Genomic DNA, 22050 nt, shown 5'->3' with positions numbered 1-22050 from the left:
TCGTGCGCCGTCAGCCGGAGGCCGTCATCTCGCTGGTGATCGCCCAGCGTTCGTGGTCGCGCCAGGCGCCGTCGACGAAGAGCATCTTCGGCGAGAAGCCCTCGAGGCGGAAGCCGCAGGCGCGGGCCAGGGCGATGGACGCGGCGTTGCCGGGCTGCACGTTGATCTCCAGCCGGTGCAGCCCCATCGGGCCGAAGGCGTACCGCACGACGAGGTCCAGCGCCTCGCGCATCAGCCCGCGCCCCGCCGCGTGCGCGAAGGCCCCGTAGCCCAGCGCGCCGCACCTAAAGCCGCCCCGGACGATGTTGTTGATGTTGATGAACCCGGCGAGGGCGCCGTCCGCCTCCTTCTCGCAGACCAGGAAGCCCGCCTTCGTGGGGTCCTCGATCAGCCGTCCCGCGTACGCGGAGTACGCCGAGAGGTCGTCCGGCGGGAACAGCCAGGGGTGGTGCAGGTCCTTGCTCTCCCGGACGCGGGCGGTGAACTCGGTGCCGTCCGCGCGGGTGAAGCGGCGGATGCCCACGCGGGGGCCCTCCGCGAGGTACGGGGACGAGGTGTGCGGCATCCCGTCACCCTACGGGAGGCCGCCGACGCCGCCGTACGAGGACATCACGGGCCATCGGGGTCCCCCGGGCCACCGGGCCCTCCCGGCGGGCGACCGGCCCGGCCCGTGCGGGGGCCGGGCCGGTCCGTACCCGGTCGCCCCGTGCCGGGCCGGGCGGGTGCTCAGTCGCCGAGCGCCGGTTCGTCCAGTGTGAGCGTCCCCGCGTCGGCGTCGAGTTCGGCCGTGACGCCGAACGGCACGGTGAGCGCGTCGTCGCAGTGCCCGAACCCGAACTGCTCGGCCACCGGCACGCCGAGGCCGCCGAGCCGGTCGGCGAGCAGTGCCCGCACCCGGTCGTACGGCTCGCACTGCGCCCAGGACCCGAGCAGCAGCCCCGAGACCCCGTCCAGCCAGCCGGCCCGCAGCAGCTGGGTCAGGCAGCGGTCCAGCCGGTACGTCTCCTCCCCCACGTCCTCCAGGCACAGCAGCCCGCCGCGCGCACCGGGGCGGGCGTGCGGGGTGCCGAGGTCGGCGGCGAGCAGCGAGAGGCAGCCCCCGAGCGTGACCCCGCGCGCCCGCCCGGGGACGAGCGCGGTGCCGTCGGAGCGGATGGTGCGGACGGTCTCGGGGGCGAAGAGGGTGGCCCTGAGGTGGTCCTGCGCCCGCGCGTTCTTGGTGAAGTCGACGCCCGCGGCCATCGGGCCGTGCAGCGTGACCAGGCCGAGCCGGACCGCGAACGCCTCGTGCAGCGCGGTGATGTCGCTGAAGCCGACGAACACCTTCGGCCCGGCCGCCCGCATCGCGGTCCAGTCGAGCAGGTCGACCATGCGCTGCACGCCGTAGCCGCCGCGGGCGCAGACCACCGCGTCGACGGCCGGGTCGCACCACGCGGACTGCAGGTCGGCGGCCCGGTCGGCGTCGGCGCCCGCCAGGTAGCCGAACGCGCCGTGCCGGTCCAGGACATGGGGCGCCACCACCGGGTCCAGGCCCCAGTCGCGCAGCACCTCGAGCCCGGCCCGGAGCCGTTCCTCGGGCACCGGGCCGCTGGGCGCGACGACGGCCACCCGGGCGCCGGGGGCCAGCCGGGCCGGCCGCCGCAGCGGTTCCACCCGGCTCATCCGGCGAGCTCCAGGACCGGGACGTCCGGCACCTTCAGCCCGAACACCTGGGCGTACAGGGAGAGTTCCGCCTCGAGTGCGCGGATCATGGTCTCCGCGCGGCGGAACCCGTGTCCCTCCCCCTCGAAGGCGAGGTAGGCGTGCGGTACTCCCCGGCCGGCCAGCCGGGCCAGGAACCGCTCGCACTGCACGGGCGGGCAGATCACGTCGTCCAGGCCCTGGAGCAGGACGAACGGCGCGGTGAGCCGGTCGGCGCGGGCGACGGGCGAGCGTTCCTCGTACCGTTCGGGGACCTCGGCGCGCGGGCCGATCAGGCCCTCCAGGTACTGGGACTCGAAGTCGTGGGTCTCCCCGGTGCCCCAGCCGGTGAGGTCGAGCACCGGGTAGATGATGGTGCCGCAGGCGTAGACGTCGGTCGTGGTGAGGGAGGCGGCCGTGGTCCAGCCGCCGGCGCTGCCGCCCCGGACGGCGAGCCGCTCGCGGTCGGCGGTGCCCTCGTCGGCGAGGGCCAGCGCGACGGCGGCGCAGTCCTCGACGTCGACCACGCCCCACTGCCCGCGCAGCCGGTCGCGGTACGCGCGCCCGTATCCGGTCGAGCCGCCGTAGTTGACCTCGGCGACGCCGATGCCGCGCGAGGTGAAGTAGGCGATCTCCAGGTCGAGCACCAGCGGCGAGCGGCCGGTGGGGCCGCCGTGCGCCCAGATCACGTACGGGGGCTTCTCGTCCGCGGGGCCGGCGCACCCGGGGTGGTGCGGCGGGTGGACGTGGGCGTGGATCTCACGGCCGTCCGGCCCGGTGAACGTGCGGCTGTACGGCTCGGGGTAGTACGCGGGGTCCACGGCGTCCTGGTGCGCGGAGCCGATCACCCGGGCCCGGCCCGTCCTGGTGTCCAGCTCCACCACCTCGTGGGCGCTGCGCGGGCCGGCCCCGACGGCGACGACCCGCTCGCCGTGCGCCGCGAGGGTGGGCGTGAACTCGGTCCAGGGCCCGGCGGCGTCGACGACCTCGCCGGTCTCGGGGTCGAGTACGCCGAGGGCGGCGGCGCCCCGGCCGTGCACCACGGCGATCAGACCGCTGTCCAGCGGGGCGAACCAGCGTGACCCCAGCTTCCACAGCGGCCCGCCGAACTCCTCCTCGCGCGGGCAGAGCGCCTCCCCGTCCCGGTAGAGGTTCCACCAGCCGGTGCGGTCGCTCGCGTACAGCAGCCGGCCGTCGTGGGTCCAGTCGACCTGGGCGACGGACTCCTCCGGTCCGCCGGCGACCGTCCGGACGTCTCGGAGGGTGCCGTCGGGGGTGACGTCGGCGAGGAGCAGTTCGGTGCCGTCCCACGGCATGCGCGGGTGGTCCCAGGCGAGCCAGGCGGCGCGCCGCCCGTCCGGCGTCAGGCGCGGCCCGGTGACGAACCGGTGCCGGTCGTCGCTCAGTTCGCGCACGGCGCCCCGGTCCTCGGCGGCGGAGCCGTCCAGCGGTACGGCGGCCAGGACGCGGCGCACGTCGCTGGGCCCTTCGCCGGTGAACTCCTCCAGGACGCACCACACCTCGCCGCGCTCCGGCAGCAGCACCGGCTCGGCCCAGCGCAGCCCCTGCCCGACCGGGGACACCGGGGTGAGCGGGCGCGGCTCGCCGCCCGGCTCGTACCGGTACAGGCGCTGGTCGGCGAAGTGCGCGAACACCACGAGCGGTCGGCCGTCCCGCGCGGTTCCGGCCCAGGGACGGCCGCCGTACTCGATGACCCGGCTGCGCACGTTCCACGGCGCGGGCAGGACGGACTCCTCGGTGCCGTCGGAGTGCCGCCGCACCAGGGTGCGCCGGCCGCCCTCGGCGGGCCGGGGCTCGGTCCACCACACCTCGTCGCCGACGAAGCCCGCGTACTCCGGGCTGCCGTCGTGCGCCGCGGCCGTGGCCGCGTCGATGGGCGAGGGCCACTCGCCGTACGCCAGGATCTGCACTGTCTCCCCCACCGCTCAGGCCGTCCGCAGGAACCGGTCGAGGACGCGGACGCCGAAGTGGAGCGCCTCGACCGGGACGCGCTCGTCGACCCCGTGGAACAGGGCCTGGTAGTCGAGGCCCTCCGGCAGCTTCAGCGGCGCGAACCCGTAGCCGGTGATGCCCAGCCGCGAGAACTGCTTGGCGTCGGTGCCGCCGGACATGCAGTACGGCACCACCTGCCCCTCGGGGGCGAACTCCTCCACGGCGGCCCGCATCCGCCGGTACGTCGGCGAGTCCACGGGCGACTGGAGGGCCGTCTCGCGGTGGTGGAACTCCCAGTCCACGTCCGGTCCGGTGAGCCGGTCCAGGGTCGCGCGGAACTCGTCCTCGGTGCCGGGCAGGAAGCGGCCGTCGACGTACGCCACGGCCTCCCCGGGGATCACGTTGACCTTGTAACCGGCGTCCAGCATCGTCGGGTTGGCGCTGTTGCGGACGGTGGCCTCGACGAGCTTCGCGGCGGTGCCGAGCTTGTCCAGCAGCGCGTCCACGTCGGTCAGGTCCGTCTCGATGCCGTACACGGCGGCGAGTTCGGTGAGCGCGGCCCGCACGGTCGGGGTGAGCCGCAGCGGCCACTCGTGCTCGCCGATGCGGGTGACGGCGGCGGCCAGGCGGGTCACCGCGTTGTCCCGGTTGACCTTGGAGCCGTGTCCGGCCCGGCCGCGGGCGGTGAGCTTCAGCCAGCCCGTGCCGCGTTCGCCGGCCGCGATCGGGTACAGCTGCCGCCCGTCGCCGTCGTGGAAGGTGAACGCGCCCGACTCGCTGACGCCCTCGGTGCAGCCCTCGAAGAGGTGGGCGTGCCGGTCGGCGAGGAAGCCGGAGCCGTCCTCGGCGCTGTCCTCCTCGTCGGCGGTGAAGGCGATCACCACATCGCGCCGGGGCCGCACGCCCTGGCGGGCCCAGGCCCGCACCACGGCGAGGATCATCGCGTCCATGTTCTTCATGTCGACCGCGCCGCGTCCCCAGACGACCCCGTCACGGACCTCTCCGGAGAACGGGTGCACGCTCCAGTCGGCGGCCTCGGCCGGTACGACGTCCAAGTGGCCGTGCACGAGCAGCGCGTCGGCCGACGGGTCGCTGCCCTCCAGGCGCGCGACGACGTTGGTCCGACCCGGGGTGCGTTCGAGGAGCACCGGCTCCAGTCCCGCCTCGGCGAGCCGCGCGGCGGCGTACTCGGCGGCGGGCCGCTCCCGGCAGTCGCCCCCGCCCCGGTTGGTGGTGTCGATCCGGATCAGTTCGGACGTGAACGTCACGACCTCGTCCAGGGCCTGCTCGTCAGCCATACTGCTCCTCCACCGCGTTCGAGGCGATCGTGGTGACCGCCTTGAAGGTGCGGATTCCCTCGTACATGGTCGCGCTGGTGTACGCGACCTTCCGCTCGCCGATCCGGGCCACGCCCGGCACCACGGTCACGGCCATCGCCAGGTGTTCGGCGTCGAACTCCACCGCCACGGTGAACGGCCCGCCGTCGACCGGCTCCCGACGCACCGCCAGCGCGGTCGCGTCCTTCGCCGCCGCGCGGATGTCGGCGGCCGTCCTGGCCGGTGTGCGGCAGACCGCGGCGTACCGCGACACGTGGTCCTTGACGGCGACCTTCCGCGCCTCGGGCGCGTAGCCGAGCGCGTCCTCGCACGCGAGGTCGTCGCCGGTGACCAGCACCACCGGCACTCCGTACTCGGCGACCACGTGCGCGTTGAGCAGGCCCTCGCTGGCCCGTACGTCGTTCACCCACACACCGGTGATGGAGTTGGCGAGGAAGGTGTGCGCGAGGACGCCCTCCATGCCGGCGCCGGCGTGGTAGCCGATGAACGCGATGCCGTCGACGTCGCCGTGCTGCACGCCTTCGACCATGGACAGGGACTTGTGCCGCCCGGTGAGCATCTGCGCCCGTTCGTCCAGCCGCTCCAGCAGCAGGTTGCGCATGGTCCAGTGGGCCTCGTTGATCAGCACCTCGTCGGCGCCGCCGTCGAAGAAGCCCTGCACGGCCGCGTTGACGTCGGAGGTGAACATCGACCGGCACCGCTCCCACTGGGGAGTCCCGGGCAGCACGTCGGCCGGCCAGGTGACACCGGTGGCGCCCTCCATGTCGGCGCTGATGAGGATCTTCATTCGGCACACGCTACGTGGTCCGGCCGAATTCCGGCCACCCTGTGGATAACTCTCACTGGTCCGGACCGGTAACGGCCCGGCCCGGCAGGGGACCCGGCACGTCGGCCACGCGTGCCCTACGCGGCGCGTCCCGCCACGTACCAGACGGACGGCAGCACGATGCGGACGCCGTCGGGGCCGTGCTCCGTGGTGGTCAGCGGCAGGGTGCCGCCCGCCGTCACGGTCAGCCCGGCCGCGGTGGGGAACTCGGGCACCGCCGCGTCGTCCACCTCACCGGGAGCGATGCCGTGCCGCAGGACCGGCGCGAGCTTGGGCGGCGGGCCGCCGGGCCCGGCCGCCAGACCCTTCAGGACCGCTCCGGCGGCCCGGGAGGGCTCGACGAGGAAGGCGCGGCCGTGTTCGCCGACCAGGGTGGTGATGCCGTCCACCAGGGGCTGCCGGTCGTCGGCCTCGCACTGGTGCTCGCACTGGTGCAGGACGCCCCGCACATGGACGTTGGCGTCGCCGATCTCCCCGTGCAGGGCCCGGGTCGCGCTCTTCTCGGCGGCGTCCAGGTGCCGGTACGCGGCCCGGCCGGCCGGATCCGCGCGGCGGGCGCGGTCCAGGGCGGCGGCGGACAGGTCGGCGCCGGGGACGCGCGGGAAGCGGTCGGCGAGGAAGCGGGTCCGGGTGCCGTTGCCGCAGCCGAGGTCCACCAGGGGCAGGCCGGGATCGGACAGGTGCGGTGCGAACAGGGCCAGGTGGCGGGCCACCGTCAGCGCGGGCTCCGCGTCCCGGAACACCGCGCCGGGTTCCTCCGGCGCCTCGCGCCAGAAGCCCTCCCGGTACCGACCGGTCACGCTCATGCCCGCCCCCGGGGTGCGACGCCGACCCGTCCGTACGGTGTACCGCGCCCCGGGCGCGCGGACAAGCGCCCGGCGCGTTCCTTCACGGCTCGTCCGCCCTCGGACACACCGGCGCATGCCCCTCTCCGGCACACCGGCGCGCGTCCCTCCGCCGCACCGGTCTTCCGTGCGGTACCGGCTCAGCGCCGTGGGAGCGTCAGCTCGAACCACACGCTCTTGCCGGACTTCGTCCGGCTCGTCCCCCACGCGCGCGAGGGTGCTGACCACGCGCAGGCCGCGCCCGAACTCGTCCCCCGGGCGGGCGTCGAGCAGCGTCGGCAGCTCGTGGTCGTCGTCCTCCACCTCGCACAGCAGCGTGTCCGCGCGCACCAGCCGCACCGCGACGGGACCCGTGCGGGAGTGCCGTACGGCGTTGGTGACGAGTTCGCTCACCATCAGCTCCGCGTTGCCGGCCAGCTCCGGCAGTCCCCACGTGCGCACCTGCTCGCGGACCGCCGTGCGTGCCCGGGGGACCCCGGACGGCTCGGGGGTGAGCCGCCACTCGGCGACGTCGTCCGGTCCGATGCCGCCCAGGCGGGCCATGAGCAGGGCCACGTCGTCCTTGCGGCCGCCGCGCGTGTTCAGGGCGCGGATGATCGTGTCGCAGGCGTCGTCCATGGATGCGGCCGGATGGGCGGCGGACTCGCACAGCGCGGCGAGCCCGACACCGATGTCCTCGCCGCGCACCTCGACCAGCCCGTCGGTGCACATCACCAGGCGGTCGCCGGGCTCCACCCGCACCCGCACCGCCTCGAAGGGCACCCCGCCGACGCCGATGGGCGCGCCGGTGGGCAGGTCGAGCAGTTCGCTGCGCCCGTCCGCGGCGCGGACGAGGACGGGCGGTACGTGTCCGGCGTTGGCGAGGTGGAGTTCACCCGCGACGGGGTCGTAGACGGCGTACAGGCAGGTCGCCAGATAGGTGTCGCCGAGCCGCTGGGCGAGGTCGTCGAGGTTGCGCAGCAGTTGCGCGGGCGGCAGGTCCAGCCCGGCCATGGTCTGCACGGCGGTGCGCAACTGCCCCATCATCGCCGCCGAGTTCAGCCCGTGCCCCATGACGTCGCCGACGACGAGGGCGGTGCGGGCGCCGGGCAGCTTCACCGCGTCGAACCAGTCGCCGCCGACCCGGCCCAGCAGGGTGCCCGGCAGGTAGCGGGTGGCGATGTCGCAGCCCGCCATGCGCGGCGGGATGTGCGGCAGCATGCTGTCCTGGAGCGTCTCGGCGACGTTCTCCTGGTGCGTGTACATGCGCGCGTTGTCGAGCACGAGGCCGGCGCGGGCGGCGAGTTCGGCACCGGTGACCCGGTCCATGTCGTTGAAGACCTGCCGCTCGGGGTGGCGCAGCAGGATCATGAAGCCGAGGACCACGGTGCGCGCCTTCAGCGGGACCACCAGCATGGAACGGCCGGTGATCAGCGGCCGGATGTCGCGCTTGTCGAACTGCGAGGCGATGGCGTGCCCCATCTCCTCGCTGATGCGCGGCACCAGCACGGGTTCGCCGGTGGTCATGCACCGGAAGAACGGCGTGTGCGCCGGGAAGGGCATGGCCTCGCCGACCGGGACGACGTCGTCCCAGCGGCCGGGTTCGTCGGTGTGCTCCACGGCGACCCGGTGCCACAGGGTGGTGGTGTCCGGCACCCCGTCGCCGAACCCCTCGCCGGCGACGACCTGTTCGCGCAGATAGGTGCCGGCGACGTCGGTGAAGCGGGGCACGACGGCCTTGCTGACCTCGACGACGGTGCGCGCGAGGTCGAGGGAGGTGCCGATCCGGGAGCTGACCTCGTTGAGGAACTCCAGACGCTCCCGGACGGCGGCGTGCTCGAGGTCCTCGCCCTCGTCCCGGAGCTCCTCGGGCACCGGCTCGCCCGCCACCGACGCCCGTGCGGCCCGCTCCCGGCGCTCCCGGCGCTCGACCCGTCGGGGCACACCCCAGTCGGGAGTGACCGGCACCCGGTCGTTCCGGCTGAACTCCAGGATTGGATAACCCAGTTCGAGTACCTGCGCGACGACGCGGGCACCGTCGGCGACGCTCATGCTGGGCAGGATCTCGGGGAGCCCACGGGCGAGGTCCTCGGAGCCGGGGAAGTCGGTGTGGCGGGCGAAGCCGGGCGCGATGCGCTCGAACGCGCCGGCGCCGTCCGTGTGCAGTCCGTCCGCGCCGACGGCCAGCACCAGCAGCCGCTCCGCTCCCGGGCCCACCAGCGGGTAGGCCCACCACAGCACGTCGGCGCGGTCCTGCCCGGGCACGGCCAGCCGGGCACGGCCCGCGGCCGGGTAGGCGGACCCCCGGACGAGGGAGGCCCCGAGGTCGGGGCCCGGCCCGTCGTCGACCGCGTACGCCCCGTACGGGACGGCCTCGTCCTCCTCGTCCCCTTCCTCGGGCAGTGCTCCGAGGACCGGCAGCAGGTCGACGGCCGGGCGGCCGAGCGCCTCCTTCCTGGCGAGCCCGAACAGGCGCCGCGCGCCCCTGCTCCAGTGGGAGACGAGTCCGCCGCGGTCCACCACGACGACGGCCAGCGGGACACGGCCGGCGTCGGTGCGTTCGGCCGCCGTGCCGCGCCCGGCCCGATGGCCGGGAGGTGCGTCCTGCTCGGTGCCACGGTCCATGGCCCAGGCCCTCTCTCCCCCGGCAAGATCTGTACCGCCGTCACCACCGTACGGCGGCGGCCGGTCGCGATGTGCGGCAACCCGTGAATTGCCCGCGGGGGCCCGCGCCGGCGGGTGTGCGTGCGCTCCCGCGCGCGGGCGGCCGTCTCCTGCCGGCGGTTCGGGGTGCCGGACTCGCCCGGTGCGCTCCCGCGCGGGCGGCCGGTTCAGTCCTCGTGCCCCAACTGGAGGTCGCGTTCCGTACGCCCCCCGCCGGCGACCTGGAGCACGGTGGCGACCGGGGGGTAGCCGGCGGCGATGACGGTGTACTCGCCGGAGGAGAGGTCGACGAACCGGAAGGTCCCGTCGGGTCCGGTGGTGAGGGTGTCCACGACGTTGCCCGCCGCGTCCAGCAGGGTCACGCGCGCCTCCTCGACGGGCCGTCCGCCGCCGGCCCGCACCGTGCCGCGCAGCACCGCGCCGCCGGCGAGCTCGACGTCCTGCCGGGTCTCCCGGGCCGCCTGGACGGTGACGGGCAGGGCGGCCGGGCGGAAGGCGGGCGCGCTCGCGGCGAGGGTGTACTCGCCGGCCACCAGCTCGGTGATGACGTAGCCGCCCTCCCGGCCGCTGCGGGTGCTGGCGACGACCTCCCCGTGGACGTTGGTGAGCGTGACGGCGGCGTCCCGCACCGGGGTGCCGTCGGCGGTGAGGACGCTGCCGGCGAGGCGGCCCGCGCCGCCGAGGACGACGTCCAGCTCCACGGGCCGCTCGCCGACGGTCACGGAGACCGCCTGGGGCTGGTGGCCGCCCGCGGCGGCGATCAGGACGTACGCCCCGGGGCCGGGCGTGGCCAGCGCGTACCGCCCGTCCTCGCCGCTGGCGCCCCGTCCGGTCTGCTGCCCGGCGACGTCGATGAGGGTGAGCGCCGCGCGCGGTACGGCGGTCCCGTCGGGATGCTGCACGGTGCCGCAGACGGGGATGCCGCCGTTGTACGGCGGACGGGCCTGCGGCACGCGCCCGGTGAGGTGCGGGGCCTCCTGGGCCGGGTCGGCGGTGGGGACGTTGTGGGACACCAGTGGTTTCTCCTTGAGGAAGAAGGCGATGAGCAGGCCGAGGACGAGCACCGGCACCAGGTAGAGGAAGATGCGCGGCATGGCGTCGGCGTACGCCCGGATGTAGGCGTCGCGCAGTTCGGGCGGCAGTGCGTGCACGAGTTGCGGGGTGATGGACTCGGCGTCGGGCGGCGCGGCGCCCGCGTGCGCGGGCAGGTGCTCGCCGAGCGCGTCGGTGAGCCGGTCGGCGAAGAGGGTGCCGAAGACGGCGGCGCCGACGCTGCCGCCGATCTGCCGGAAGTAGTTGTGGGCGCTGGTGGCGGTGCCGAGGTCGGCGGGGCGCACGGAGTTCTGCACGGCGAGGACCAGCACCGGCATCACCATGCCGATACCGGTGCCGAGCACCGCCATCCAGATGCTGTAGTGCAGCCGCGGCGTGTCCGGCTCGAGGCGGGACAGCAGCCACATGCCGACGACGGAGAGGGCGGAACCGAGGACGGGGTGCGCCCGGTACCGGCCGGTGCGGCTGATGAGCTGGCCGGAGACGATCGAGGCGCCGACGATGCCGGCCATCATGGGCAGCATCAGCAGCCCCGACTCGGTGGCGGTGGCCCCGTCGACCATCTGCAGGTACGTCGGCAGGTAGCTGGCCGCCCCGAACAGGGCGACGCCGACCACCAGGCCCACCAGACCGGTGACGTTGAAGACGGAGTCCCGGAACAGCCGGAGCGGGATGAGGGGTTCGACGGCGAAGCGCTCGACGACCAGGAAGAGGACGGTGGCCGACGCCGCGCCCGCGCCGAGACCGAGGACGACGCGGGAGTCCCACGCGTACTCGGTGCCGCCCCAACTGGTCAGCAGCACCAGGCAGGTGGAGGCGGTGGCCAGCAGCAGGCAGCCGAGGACGTCGAGACGGGGCCGCGCGGCCGGCTTCGGGAGCTTGAGCACGACGGCGACGACGGCCAGGGTGACGATCCCGAAGGGCACGTTGACGTAGAAGCACCAGCGCCAGGAGAGGTGGTCGGTGAAGTAGCCGCCGAGCAGCGGCCCGGCGACCGACGCGAGGCCGAAGGCGGCGCCGATCAGTCCCATGAAGCGGGCGCGCTCCCGCGCGGGCACGATGTCCGCGATGATCGCCTGGACACCGATCATCAGGCCGCCCGCGCCGACGCCCTGCACCGCGCGGTAGGCGATCAACTGGTCCATGGTCGAGGCGCGGCCGGCCAGCGCGGAGCCGACGACGAAGACGACGATCGCGAACTGGAAGACGCCCTTGCGGCCGAGCAGGTCGCCGAGCTTGCCGTAGACGGGCAGGCCGATGGTGGCGGTGAGCAGGTAGGCGGTGATCGCCCAGGACATCCGGTCCAGTCCGTGCAGCTCGCCGACGATCTTCGGGAGCGCGGTGGCGACGATCATCTGCTCCAGGGCGGCCAGCAGCAGCGCCAGCATCAGCGCGAGGAAGACCAGCCGCACGCGGCGCGGGCTCAGTCCGGGTTCCGCGGCCGGCTCCGGGACCGGCGGCGGGGGCGGTCCCCCGGCCGCCGGTGCCGTGACCGCCGTGCCCGGTTCGTCCTGCGTCAGAGTGATCCCGCCCACGTGCCGCTCCCCTCGTCGCACTGTGCACCATTCCCGCGTGAAAGCGACAACTACGAGCAAGTGCGACGAGTTACGGGACCCGGAAAGGTCAGGAAGAGATCACTCGAACCGGTGAGACGTCAACTCCCGCCTGAATATTGGGTTTTGACGTGCCCTACTTCTCGACCTCGGCGGCCAGCCGGGCCAGCACGGCGTCGTGGATGCGGGCGAGGCCCTTGGGCGCGAAGGTCTTCTCGAAGAAGCCGCCGATGCCGCCGGCGCCCTGCCAGGTGGTGGTCACGACGACCCGGGACCTGCCCTCGCCGGCCGGGGTGACCCGCCAGGTGGTGACCATGGAGGAGTTGCGGTCCTTCTCGACCAGTTCGCCGTCGCTCGGCTCGGTGACCTCCAGCAGGCAGTCGCGCACCCGCTTGCTGGTGGCCTGGAGCTTCCAGTGGACGAGGGTGCCCTCGCCGTCGCCGCCCTCGCGGACCTCGTACTCGCTGTACTGCTCGGGCAGCACCCTCCCGCGCGTGCCGCTGTAGTCGGCGAGGGCGTCGAACACCGTTTCCGCGTCCGCCGCGACGATCCGCTCCGTAGTGGACTCGACCTGCGCCATCGCTTTCCTCCAGGACGTGGACTACCGGGGTCGGGGCAAGCCAACCACCCCTCGTCCGGCCGCCCAAATCGAGGGTCCGTTTGTGACCGGAAGGGTGACCGAAGATGTCGCTCGCACGATCAAGGGAACACTTGTTCTATTCTGTGGCCCAGTGCTACCGAGGAGGCGTCATGCGCTGGGAGAACCTCGCCACGGGCTCCGAACACAGCCGGGCCGACGCCGCGCTGTTCGGCGCGGAGGCGGTGACCACCCGCACCTTCGACACCCCGGAGTTCCGCGGGATCACCTTCCACGAGATCCGGGCCCGCTCGATCGTCAACCGGGTGCCGGGGGCCTCCCGCATGCCGTTCGAGTGGACGGTCAACCCCTACCGGGGCTGCACGCACGCGTGCGTCTACTGCTTCGCCAGGAAGTCGCACGGCTACCTGGACCTCGACACCGGACTCGGCTTCGACAGCCAGATCGTGGTCAAGGTGAACGCGCCGGAACTGGTGCGCCGCCGGCTCGCCTCCGACCGCTGGCAGGGCGAGCACATAGCGATGGGCACGAACGTCGACTGCTACCAGCGCGCGGAGGGCCGCTACCGGCTGATGCCGGGCATCCTCGCCGCCCTGCGCGACCACGCGAACCCCTTCTCCCTCCTCACCAAGGGCACGCTGATCCTGCGCGACCTGGAACTGCTGCGGCAGGCCGCCGAGGTGACCGACGTCGGCGTCTCGGTCTCCGTGGGCTTCACCGACGAGCGACTGTGGCGCACGGTCGAGCCGGGCACGCCCGCGCCGGAGCGCCGGCTGGAGGTCGTCCGGACGCTCGCCGCGCACGGCATCGGCTGCGGGGTCCTGATGGCGCCGGTGATCCCGTTCCTGAGCGACGGACCGGACCAACTGCGGGCCACCGTACGGGCGGTCGCCGCCGCCGGCGCCACCTCCGTCACCCCTCTGGTGCTGCATCTGCGGCCCGGCGCCCGCGAGTGGTTCATGTCCTGGCTCGAGCGGCACCATCCGTACCTGGTGAGGCGCTACGAGCGGCTGTACGCGGAGGGCGCCTACGCCCCGAAGTGGTACCAGCGCCGGATCACCCGTCAGGTCCACGACCTGGCCCGGGAGTACCGCATCGGCCCCGCGGACGGGGGAATGCCGCGACGGGTCAGGACGCCCGGCCCGGCCGGCGTCCCGGTGTCCGGGCCGGCCCAACTCTCGCTGCTCTAGGAGCGTTCGAGCGCATCGGTCGGCGCAATCGGGTCAAGATCCGGCCGGATGTGTTCGACCGGTGCCCCCTCCCGGAACGATGCGGCGTGGACCGTGAGCCGCACGGCCCGCAGCCCTCCGCCCCGGGAGCACCTCATGAGAAGACGCGCAGCCGTGCTGTGCGGTGCCGCCGCCGTCCTGGCCGGGAGCCTCACGGCCGTGCCCGCCGAGGCCGGCGCACCGCGGGCCGCGGAGACCTTCGACGCCGCGGAACCCGTATGGCGCAAGTGCGCCACCGAGCACCACCCGACCCTGCAGTGCGCGTCCGTCGAGGTGCCGCTCGACCACGCCGACCCCGGCGGCCGGAGGATCACGCTCGCGCTGTCCCGCGTCCCGCACACCGCGGAGAAGTACCAGGGCCCCCTGCTGGTGAACCCGGGCGGCCCCGGCGGCAGCGGTCTGACGCTCGCCGGGTTCGTCGCCGCCTCGCTCCCGGCCGAGGTGGCCGCCCAGTACGACGTCATCGGCTTCGACCCGCGCGGGGCGGGGTCGAGCAGGCCCGCGCTGGACTGCGCGCCGGACCACTTCGGTCCGGTGCGCCCCGACCCGGTGCCGACCACGCCCGAGGTGGAGCGGGCCAACCTCGAGCGCGCCCGGTCCTTCGCCGAGGACTGCGGCAGGAAGTACCCGGACCTGCTGCCGCACATCACCACGACCGAGGCCGCGCGCGACCTGGACGTGATCCGGCGGGCCCTGGGCGCGGAGAGGATCAACTACCTCGGCTACTCCTACGGCACCTACCTGGGCGCCGTCTACGCCAAGCTGTTCCCGGAGCGGGTGCGGCGCCTGGTCCTGGACTCGGTGGTCGACCCCACCGAGGTGTGGTACGACGCCAACCTGCACCAGGACCGCGCCTTCAACGACCGCCACCGCGCGTTCCTGGCCTGGGTGGCGCGGCACGACGCGCGGTACCGGCTCGGCACCGACCCGGAGAAGGTCGAGGCCGAGTGGTACGCGATGCGCGCGGCCCTGAAGGAGGAACCGGCCGGCGGCACGGTGGGCGCCGCCGAACTGGAGGACACCTACGTCCCGGGCGGCTACTACAACGGCTACTGGCCCTACCTCGCGGAGGCGTTCGCGGCGTACGCCGACGGCCGGAACGCCGAGCCGCTGATCGAGGCGTACGAGGACTTCGGCGCCGTCGACGCCTCCGGCGACAACGGCTACAGCATCTACACGGCGGTGGAGTGCCGGGACGCCTCCTGGCCGCGCGACTGGCGGCAGTGGCGCAAGGACCACTGGGAGGTGTACGAGCGGGCGCCGTTCCTGACCTGGAACAACGCCTGGTACAACGCGCCGTGCGCGTTCTGGCCGACCGGGTCCCTGCGGCCGGTGCGCGTCGTCAACGACGCGTTGCCGCCGGCGCTGCTGTTCCAGGCCACGCACGACGCGGCGACCCCGTACCGGGGCGCCGTCGCGGTCCACCACCTGCTGGCGGGCTCCCGTCTGGTGGTGGAGCAGGGCGGCGGCAACCACGGCATCACACTGAGCGGCAACGACTGCCTGGACGAGCACCTGGCGGCCTACCTGAAGGACGGGAGCGTACCGCGCGAGGGCCGCGGCGAGGCCGACGCGGTGTGCGCGGCGCTGCCGGACCCGAGGCCGACGACGTCGCGGGCGGCGCCGGCGACTGCCCGCGGCGCGGCGCTGCACGGCCTGCTCGGCTTCCGCCGCTGAGCACCTGACCCACCGTCGGGGCGGGAGTGCCGGACCCGTGGTCCACCATGGGGTCATGAGCGAACCGATCAGGATCCCCGCCCCCGACGGGGTGTTCCCCGCGTCCCAGTACACCCACGTCGTCACGGGCACGGGCCGGGTGGTGGCCGTCTCCGGCCAGCTCGCCCTGGACGAGCACGGCGAACTCGTCGGCGAGGGCGATGCAGGAACCCAGGCCCGTCAGGTGTTCGAGAACCTGAGGCGCTGTCTGGCCGCCGCCGGTGCGACCTTCGACGACGTCGTGAAGCTCACCTACTTCGTCACGGACATGGCGCACATGCCGGCGATCAGGAAGGCCCGCGCCGAGCACATGCCCGACGACCGGCTGCCCGCCGCGTCCGCCGTCCAGGTGGCGGCCCTGGTCCGCCCGGAGTTCCTGGTGGAGGTCGAGGCGCTCGCGGTCGTCCCGGATAATCACGCGCCGTCCGCGAGCGGTGTCGCCTAGGGTCCCGTCATGAACGGTGCTTTCCCCGACCTCCGCGCCATGACCGCGGACGACTGCGACCGCGTGGCGGAGATCCGGGTCCGCGGCTGGCAGCACGCCTACCGCGGGCTCGTCCCGCAGCCGTACCTCGACGGCCTCGACGTGGCGGCGGACGCCGAACGCCACCGCGCCCGCCTCCTGCGCGACGACGGCGGCGTGGTGAACCTGGTCGCCGAGACCGACGGCGGCGGGCTCGCCGGCTGGGCCGCGTTCGGCCCGTACCGGGACGGCGAGACCCGCACCGGGGACGCCGAGTTGTACGCCCTGTACCTGCTTCCCGAGTCCATCGGGCGCGGTGTGGGCAGGGCGCTGCTCGCGGAGGCGGTCCGCCGCTGCTCCGCCGCCGGCCACGGCCGCATGTACCTGTGGGTGTTCGAGGGCAACACCCGTGCCCGCCGCTTCTACGAGCGGGCGGGGTTCGCCGCGGACGGCGCCGAGGAGCCCTTCGAGGTGGGCGGGGTGGCCGTGCCCGAGGTGCGGTACGCGAAGGACCTCGCCGCGGTCCCCGGCTGACGGCGCTACCGCGGCCCGGGAATCCGACCTCCGGGCGGTCGCCTGCGGGGGATCCGCGCCAGCGCGCGCACCGCCGCCTCGGCCAGCGCCGGGTGGGCGAGGGCCTCGTTCAGGACGGGTTCGGCACGCGCGTCGCCGAGTTCGCCCAGGCCCTCCACGCAGGCGAGGGCCACCCGCCGGTACGGATCGTGCGGGCGCAGGCGCCGCTCCAGCGTGGTGATCAGGGCGGGCACCGCCTCGGGGGCGCGGAGCCGGGTCAGCAGGCGCACCGGGTGCAGCGCGTAGGCGACGCGCAGTTCGTTGGTGGCGAGGGCGGCGGCCGCCCGGGCGGTGCGCGGGTCGCCGAGGCGGGCGAGGGCGTGCGCGGCGGAGGCACAGCGCGGTGGGTCGCGGTGGTTGAGGAGGAGCACCAGGGCTTCGAAGGCCCGACGGTCGCCCGCGAGTCCCAGCCGGAACGCGGCCAGTTCCCGGGCCCACAGCGGCTGTCCGGGTTCGGTGAGGACGGTTGCCAGGGTGTCGGGGTCCCCCGTCGTCACGAGGCGGTCGTACGCCGCCGATCCGCCCGCCTCGGCCCGTAAGCGTTCCGTGATCGATCGCAACTCTTCGTCCATGTCCCCGAGATTAGGGGTGCGGTGGGCCGCTCGGGACGTACATCACACACACGGGGGGCTGGCGCGCTCGTTACCCGCGAGTTAAGCTCAGACGAGCGAGTCACCCACTCGCGACTCTCCTCACGGCGGTTTGGTGACGCGGCCGCCGATGAGGGCACCTCCCCCGCCGTCGAGGCAGTGGGGACGCAGTCGGTTCGGTACCCCGTGTACCGCAGTACGGCTCGGCCTCGGGACAGGGCCGGCCGGAACCGCCGTCGCACCGGGGCGTGTTCACGCCCTCCCCGCCTTCCGGGCGGATCCGGGTCGACGGCACCGGGCGTGTGCGCTCGCAGCCCGGCAACACCCGCACCCCCTGCACGCACCCGGTGCGCCCCTCGGCGCACCGGGGCGCGTTTCCCGTCGTCACCCTCATTCCTGGAGTCCCGCGATGGCCACTCCCCTGTCCGACACCCCCCTGTCCCCGCTCCGGACCGTCGCCGTCGTCGGCCTCGGCACGATGGGCACCGGCATCGCCGAGGTCCTGGCCAAGGCCGGCCGCGAGGTCGTCGGCATCGACATCAGTGAGGCCCAGGCCGCGAAGTGCGTCGCCGCCTTGGAGGCCTCGACCGCCCGCGCCGTGGAGCGCGGGCGCCTGACCGAGCAGGAGCGCGCGGACGTCCTCGCCCGCGTGACCACCTCCACCGACCTCACCGCGGCGGCCGGCGCCGATCTGGTGATCGAGGTGGCTCCGGAGTCGTACGAGGTCAAGCAGCAGATCATCCGCGAACTCGACGGGATCGTGCGGCCCGAGGCGATCCTGGCGACCGGCACCAACGCCCTGTCCGTCACCCGGCTCGCCGCCGACTCGGCCCGCCCCGAGCGGGTGCTGGGCATGCACTTCTTCAACCCCGCCCCGGCGATGAAGCTGGTCGAGGTCGTCTCCAGCGTGCTGACCGCCCCGGCGGCCGTCACCGCGGTCACCGACCTCGCCCTGGACCTCGGCAAGGAGCCGGTCGCGGTCGGCGACCGGCCCGGATTCGTCGCCGACGGGCTGCTGTTCGGCTACCTCAACCAGGCCGCCGCGATGTACGAGGCCCACTACGCCTCCCGTGAGGACATCGACGCCGCGATGCGGCTCGGCTGCGGTCTGCCCATGGGCCCGCTGGCACTGCTCGACCTGATCGGCATCGACACCGCGCGCACGGTGCTGGAGGCCATGTACGCCGAGTCCCACGACCGGTTGCACGCCCCCGCCCCGATCCTCAAGCAGCTCAGCCAGGCGGGCCTGACGGGCCGCAAGGCCGGGCGCGGTTTCTACACCTACGCGGCGCCGGACAGCGGCACCGTCGTGCCGGACGCCCTGACCCCGCCGGAGGGCGGCGCCGCCGGCGCCGGCCGGACGGTGCGCTCGGTGGGTGTCGCCGGTTCCGGCACCATGGCCTCCGGCATCGCCGAGGTCTTCGCCAAGGCCGGCTACGAGGTGGTCCTGGCCGCCCGCAGCGAGGAGAAGGCCGAGGCCGCCAGGGCCCGTGTCGGCACGTCCCTCGCCCGCTCCGTCGACAAGGGCCGGATGACCGCCGAGGCCGCCGCACAGGCCCTGGAGCGGATCCGGCCGACGGGCGCCTACGACGACTTCGCCGAGGTCGACCTCGCCCTCGAGGCGGTCGCCGAGGACCTCCGGGTCAAGCAGCAGGTGTTCGCGACGCTGGACAAGGTCTGCAAGCCGGGCGCGGTGCTCGCCACCACCACCTCCTCCCTCCCGGTCGTCGCCTGCGCCCGCGCCACCTCGCGCCCGCAGGACGTGATCGGCATGCACTTCTTCAACCCGGCGCCGGCCATGAAGCTGGTCGAGGTGGTGCGCACCGTGCTGACCGCCGACGACGTGCACGCGACGGTGCACGAGGTCTGCGGGAGGATCCGCAAGCACGCCGTGGACTGCGGCGACCGGGCCGGGTTCATCGTCAACGCGCTGCTGTTCCCGTACCTCAACAACGCGATCAAGATGGTGCAGGAGCACTACGCGTCCCTGGACGACATCGACGCCGCGATGAAGCTGGGCGGCGGCTACCCGATGGGCCCCTTCGAGCTGCTGGACGTCGTCGGGCTGGACGTCTCGCTCGCCATCGAGAAGGTCCTGCACCGCGAGTTCCGCGACCCGGGCCTCGCCCCGGCGCCGCTGCTGGAGCACCTGGTGGCCGCGGGCTGCCTCGGCCGCAAGACCGGGCGCGGCTTCCGCGAGTATGCCAAGCGCTGAGCGGCGCCCCGGCGACCGGTTCCAGGACGGCGCCGAGTGGGGCGGGCTGCTCGGCCCCGGCCGGCTCCCGCCGTCCGCCCGTACCGGGCCTCCCCCGTCCGCCGAGGGCGGGGGAACCCCCGGTCATGCGCATCGAGCTGCGCACATGCAGTACGTTCGGGACATGTCCCAGCCCGCCAAGTCCGTACGTACACCCGCCACGACCGAGCCGCCGGAGAGTGCCGCAGGTTCTCGCGCCGCCGCCCAGCGGCTGAAGATGCGCCGGGAACTGGCGGCCGCCGCGATGGAGCTGTTCGCGACCAAAGGGTACGAGGCGACCACCGTCGACGAGATCGCGGCCGCCGCCGGGGTCGCCCGCCGCACCTTCTTCCGCCACTTCCGGTCCAAGGAGGAGGCGATCTTCCCCGACCACGACGACACCCTGGTCCGCGCGGAGGCGGTGCTCAACGCCGCGCCCGCGCACGAGCATCCGCTCGACACGGTGTGCCGCGGCATCAAGGAGGTCATGAAGATGTACGCGGCGCGGCCGGAGATCTCGGTCGCCCGCTACAAGCTGACGCGCGAGGTGCCCACCCTGCGCGAGGCGGAGATCGCGTCGGTGGCGCGCTACGAGCGCCTCTTCACCCGCTACCTGCTCGGCCACTTCGACGAGCACGCGCACGACGACGACGCCAACGACGACCCGCTGCTGGCGGAGGTCGCCGCGTCCGCCGTGGTGACCGCCCACAACCACGTGCTGCGGCGCTGGCTGCGGGCCGGCGGCCAGGGGGACGTGGAGGCCCAGCTCGACCACGCCTTCGCGATCGTCCGCAAGACCTTCGGGAGCGGCATCATGGCGGGCCGCCGCACCGCCGCCGCACCGCAGCGGTCCGCGGCCCCGGTGCCGGCGCACGGCGAGGTGCTGGTCACCGTCGCCCGCACCGACGCCCCGCTGGACGAGGTGATGCGGACCATCGAGCAGGCGCTGAAGGAGCACTGAGCGCACCCTCGAGGAGGTGCCCGAGAGCACTCCGCCGCTGTGACGACGGCCACCCCACAGGGTGGCCGTTTTGGCATGTCAGGGGCCTTTTTCGACCTCCTTGCGGGACCGGTTCGATCGATCATCGCTCATTTGTCGAGTAAAGATTTCATTTGAGAGCAAGTTCTGGCACGCAGTGCCTTGCCGGATGACACGGCGTGCCATACGTTGAAGGAGTCCGGGCGGCCGGCGCGCAGAGAAAGCTCGTGCGTCGGCTGTCCCAGCAAGCCGGAAGGCCTGCGCGCCCGGACGCCTGCGTCACAGGCAACCTCCCGCGCCACAAAGCGCCGCCGAAGCACCATCCGCCGAACCGACGGCACCCCCTCGATCAACCCTCAGCAGCACCGACGTAACCCTCAGCGCCCCTCCCTCAGGGCGCTCAACGCCGGAGGCAACACCGTGACCGTGAAGGACATCCTGGACGCGATCCAGTCGCCCGACTCCACGTCGGAGGACTTCGCCGCCCTGCCGCTCCCCGAGTCGTACCGCGCGATCACCGTGCACAAGGACGAGACGGAGATGTTCGCCGGGCTCGCCACCCGCGACAAGGACCCCCGCAAGTCGATCCACCTCGACGACGTGCCGCTGCCCGAACTCGGCCCGGGCGAGGCCCTGGTGGCCGTCATGGCCTCCTCGGTCAACTACAACTCGGTGTGGACCTCGATCTTCGAGCCGCTGTCGACGTTCGGCTTCCTGGAGCGCTACGGCCGCACCAGCGAGCTGGCCAAGCGCCACGACCTGCCGTACCACATCATCGGCTCCGACCTCGCGGGCGTCGTGCTGCGCACCGGCCCCGGCGTCAACTCCTGGCGGCCCGGTGACGAGGTCGTCGCCCACTGCCTGTCCGTCGAGCTGGAGTCCAGCGACGGCCACAACGACACGATGCTCGACCCCGAGCAGCGCATCTGGGGCTTCGAGACCAACTTCGGCGGCCTCGCCGAGATCGCCCTGGTGAAGTCCAACCAGCTGATGCCCAAGCCGGACCACCTCACCTGGGAGGAGGCCGCCGCCCCGGGTCTGGTCAACTCCACCGCGTACCGGCAGCTGGTCTCCCGCAACGGCGCCGGCATGAAGCAGGGCGACAACGTCCTCATCTGGGGCGCGAGCGGCGGACTCGGCTCCTACGCCACCCAGTTCGCGCTGGCCGGCGGCGCCAACCCGATCTGTGTCGTCTCCAGCGAGCAGAAGGCCGCCATCTGCCGGTCGATGGGCGCCGAGGCGATCATCGACCGCACCGCCGAGGGCTACAAGTTCTGGAAGGACGAGAACACCCAGGACCCGAAGGAGTGGAAGCGCTTCGGCAAGCGCATCCGTGAACTCACCGGCGGCGAGGACATCGACATCGTCTTCGAGCACCCCGGCCGCGAGACCTTCGGCGCCTCGGTCTACGTCACCCGCAAGGGCGGCACCATCACCACCTGCGCCTCGACCTCGGGCTACATGCACCAGTACGACAACCGCTACCTGTGGATGTCGCTGAAGCGCATCATCGGGTCGCACTTCGCCAACTACCGCGAGGCCTGGGAGGCCAACCGGCTCATCGCGAAGGGCAAGATCCACCCCACGCTGTCGAAGGTCTACCCGCTGGAGGAGACCGGCCAGGCCGCCCACGACGTGCACCGCAACGCGCACCAGGGCAAGGTCGGCGTGCTGTGCCTGGCGCCCGAGGAGGGCCTGGGCGTGCGCGACCACGAGAAGCGCGCGAAGCACATCGACGCCATCAACCGCTTCCGGAACATCTGAGGACACCCGAGGTCA

The 22050-nt window shown here is 73.5% G+C and carries 16 protein-coding genes and 1 pseudogene; 7 read left to right on the top strand and 10 right to left on the bottom strand.

The genetic code is table 11. The annotated features are described in order from the left end of the window. Positions 1-10: 10 nt before the first annotated feature. The 9 genes and pseudogenes from CP969_RS31055 to CP969_RS31015 all read right to left on the bottom strand — a co-directional run bounded on the left by CP969_RS31055 (position 11) and on the right by CP969_RS31015 (position 12470). A complete protein-coding gene (locus CP969_RS31055) occupies positions 11-565 on the bottom strand; it encodes a GNAT family N-acetyltransferase (RefSeq protein WP_004981071.1) in 555 nt (184 codons plus the stop codon). A gap of 161 nt (positions 566-726) precedes the next feature. Beyond that, positions 727-1662: a S66 peptidase family protein gene (locus CP969_RS31050; protein WP_004981074.1), complete on the bottom strand. Its 936-nt coding sequence runs from the start codon at positions 1660-1662 to the stop codon at positions 727-729. Beyond that, positions 1659-3623 (bottom strand): prolyl oligopeptidase family serine peptidase, encoded by a 1965-nt coding sequence (locus CP969_RS31045; RefSeq protein WP_026084732.1) that lies wholly within the window; start codon positions 3621-3623, stop codon positions 1659-1661. Before CP969_RS31045 ends, CP969_RS31050 begins: the two co-directional genes overlap by 4 nt. Before the next feature lie 3 nt (positions 3624-3626). Next, positions 3627-4931: a M20/M25/M40 family metallo-hydrolase gene (locus CP969_RS31040; RefSeq protein WP_016823861.1), complete on the bottom strand. Its 1305-nt coding sequence runs from the start codon at positions 4929-4931 to the stop codon at positions 3627-3629. After that, positions 4924-5757 carry a M55 family metallopeptidase gene (locus CP969_RS31035; RefSeq protein WP_016823862.1) on the bottom strand — a complete coding sequence of 278 codons (834 nt, stop codon included), beginning with the start codon at positions 5755-5757 and terminating at the stop codon, positions 4924-4926. Before CP969_RS31035 ends, CP969_RS31040 begins: the two co-directional genes overlap by 8 nt. Positions 5758-5873: 116 nt before the next feature. Continuing rightward, positions 5874-6602, bottom strand: coding sequence for a methyltransferase domain-containing protein (locus CP969_RS31030; protein WP_026084733.1), 729 nt, complete (start codon positions 6600-6602; stop codon positions 5874-5876). Between the two features lie 179 nt (positions 6603-6781). Next, a pseudogene (locus tag CP969_RS31025) lies at positions 6782-9245 on the bottom strand (SpoIIE family protein phosphatase). Between the two features lie 206 nt (positions 9246-9451). Next, the gene (locus CP969_RS31020; protein ID WP_016823863.1) at positions 9452-11872 is read right to left on the bottom strand and encodes an MFS transporter; all 2421 of its coding nucleotides are present in this window, start codon (positions 11870-11872) and stop codon (positions 9452-9454) included. A 154-nt stretch (positions 11873-12026) separates the two neighbouring features. Beyond that, on the bottom strand, positions 12027-12470 hold the full coding sequence (locus CP969_RS31015; RefSeq protein WP_004981096.1) for an SRPBCC family protein: 444 nt from the start codon (positions 12468-12470) through the stop codon (positions 12027-12029). 170 nt (positions 12471-12640) lie between these two features. On the opposite strand from CP969_RS31015, the gene CP969_RS31010 reads away from it, so the two are divergent. The 4 genes from CP969_RS31010 to CP969_RS30995 all read left to right on the top strand — a co-directional run bounded on the left by CP969_RS31010 (position 12641) and on the right by CP969_RS30995 (position 16430). Further along, positions 12641-13678, top strand: a complete 1038-nt coding sequence (locus CP969_RS31010) for an Rv2578c family radical SAM protein (protein WP_016823864.1) — start codon at positions 12641-12643, stop codon at positions 13676-13678. A gap of 135 nt (positions 13679-13813) precedes the next feature. Then, the gene (locus CP969_RS31005; protein ID WP_026084734.1) at positions 13814-15394 is read left to right on the top strand and encodes an alpha/beta hydrolase; all 1581 of its coding nucleotides are present in this window, start codon (positions 13814-13816) and stop codon (positions 15392-15394) included. 55 nt (positions 15395-15449) lie between these two features. After that, a complete protein-coding gene (locus CP969_RS31000) occupies positions 15450-15878 on the top strand; it encodes a RidA family protein (protein ID WP_004981101.1) in 429 nt (142 codons plus the stop codon). Between the two features lie 9 nt (positions 15879-15887). Continuing rightward, positions 15888-16430: a GNAT family N-acetyltransferase gene (locus CP969_RS30995; RefSeq protein WP_026084735.1), complete on the top strand. Its 543-nt coding sequence runs from the start codon at positions 15888-15890 to the stop codon at positions 16428-16430. A 5-nt stretch (positions 16431-16435) separates the two neighbouring features. Here CP969_RS30995 and CP969_RS30990 read toward each other — a convergent pair whose 3' ends face one another. Beyond that, complete coding sequence (locus CP969_RS30990) at positions 16436-17041, bottom strand: adenylosuccinate lyase (RefSeq protein WP_016823867.1); 606 nt, start codon at positions 17039-17041, stop codon at positions 16436-16438. A gap of 427 nt (positions 17042-17468) precedes the next feature. On the opposite strand from CP969_RS30990, the gene CP969_RS30985 reads away from it, so the two are divergent. The 3 genes from CP969_RS30985 (at position 17469) to ccrA (ending at position 22035) form a co-directional block, all read left to right on the top strand. Continuing rightward, positions 17469-19274: a 3-hydroxyacyl-CoA dehydrogenase family protein gene (locus tag CP969_RS30985; protein ID WP_016823868.1), complete on the top strand. Its 1806-nt coding sequence runs from the start codon at positions 17469-17471 to the stop codon at positions 19272-19274. Between the two features lie 163 nt (positions 19275-19437). After that, the gene (locus CP969_RS30980; RefSeq protein ID WP_004981110.1) at positions 19438-20253 is read left to right on the top strand and encodes a TetR family transcriptional regulator; all 816 of its coding nucleotides are present in this window, start codon (positions 19438-19440) and stop codon (positions 20251-20253) included. A 444-nt stretch (positions 20254-20697) separates the two neighbouring features. Next, positions 20698-22035, top strand: a complete 1338-nt coding sequence (gene ccrA / locus CP969_RS30975; RefSeq protein ID WP_004981113.1) for a crotonyl-CoA carboxylase/reductase — start codon at positions 20698-20700, stop codon at positions 22033-22035. Positions 22036-22050 lie beyond the last annotated feature (15 nt).

Origin of the sequence: Streptomyces viridosporus T7A, from assembly GCF_008704515.1 — a bacterium.
In the GTDB taxonomy this organism is placed as follows: Bacteria; Actinomycetota; Actinomycetes; order Streptomycetales; family Streptomycetaceae; genus Streptomyces; species Streptomyces viridosporus.
The sequence above is the reverse complement of the archived record's forward strand: the minus strand, read 5'-3'. Positions and strand labels throughout refer to the sequence as shown.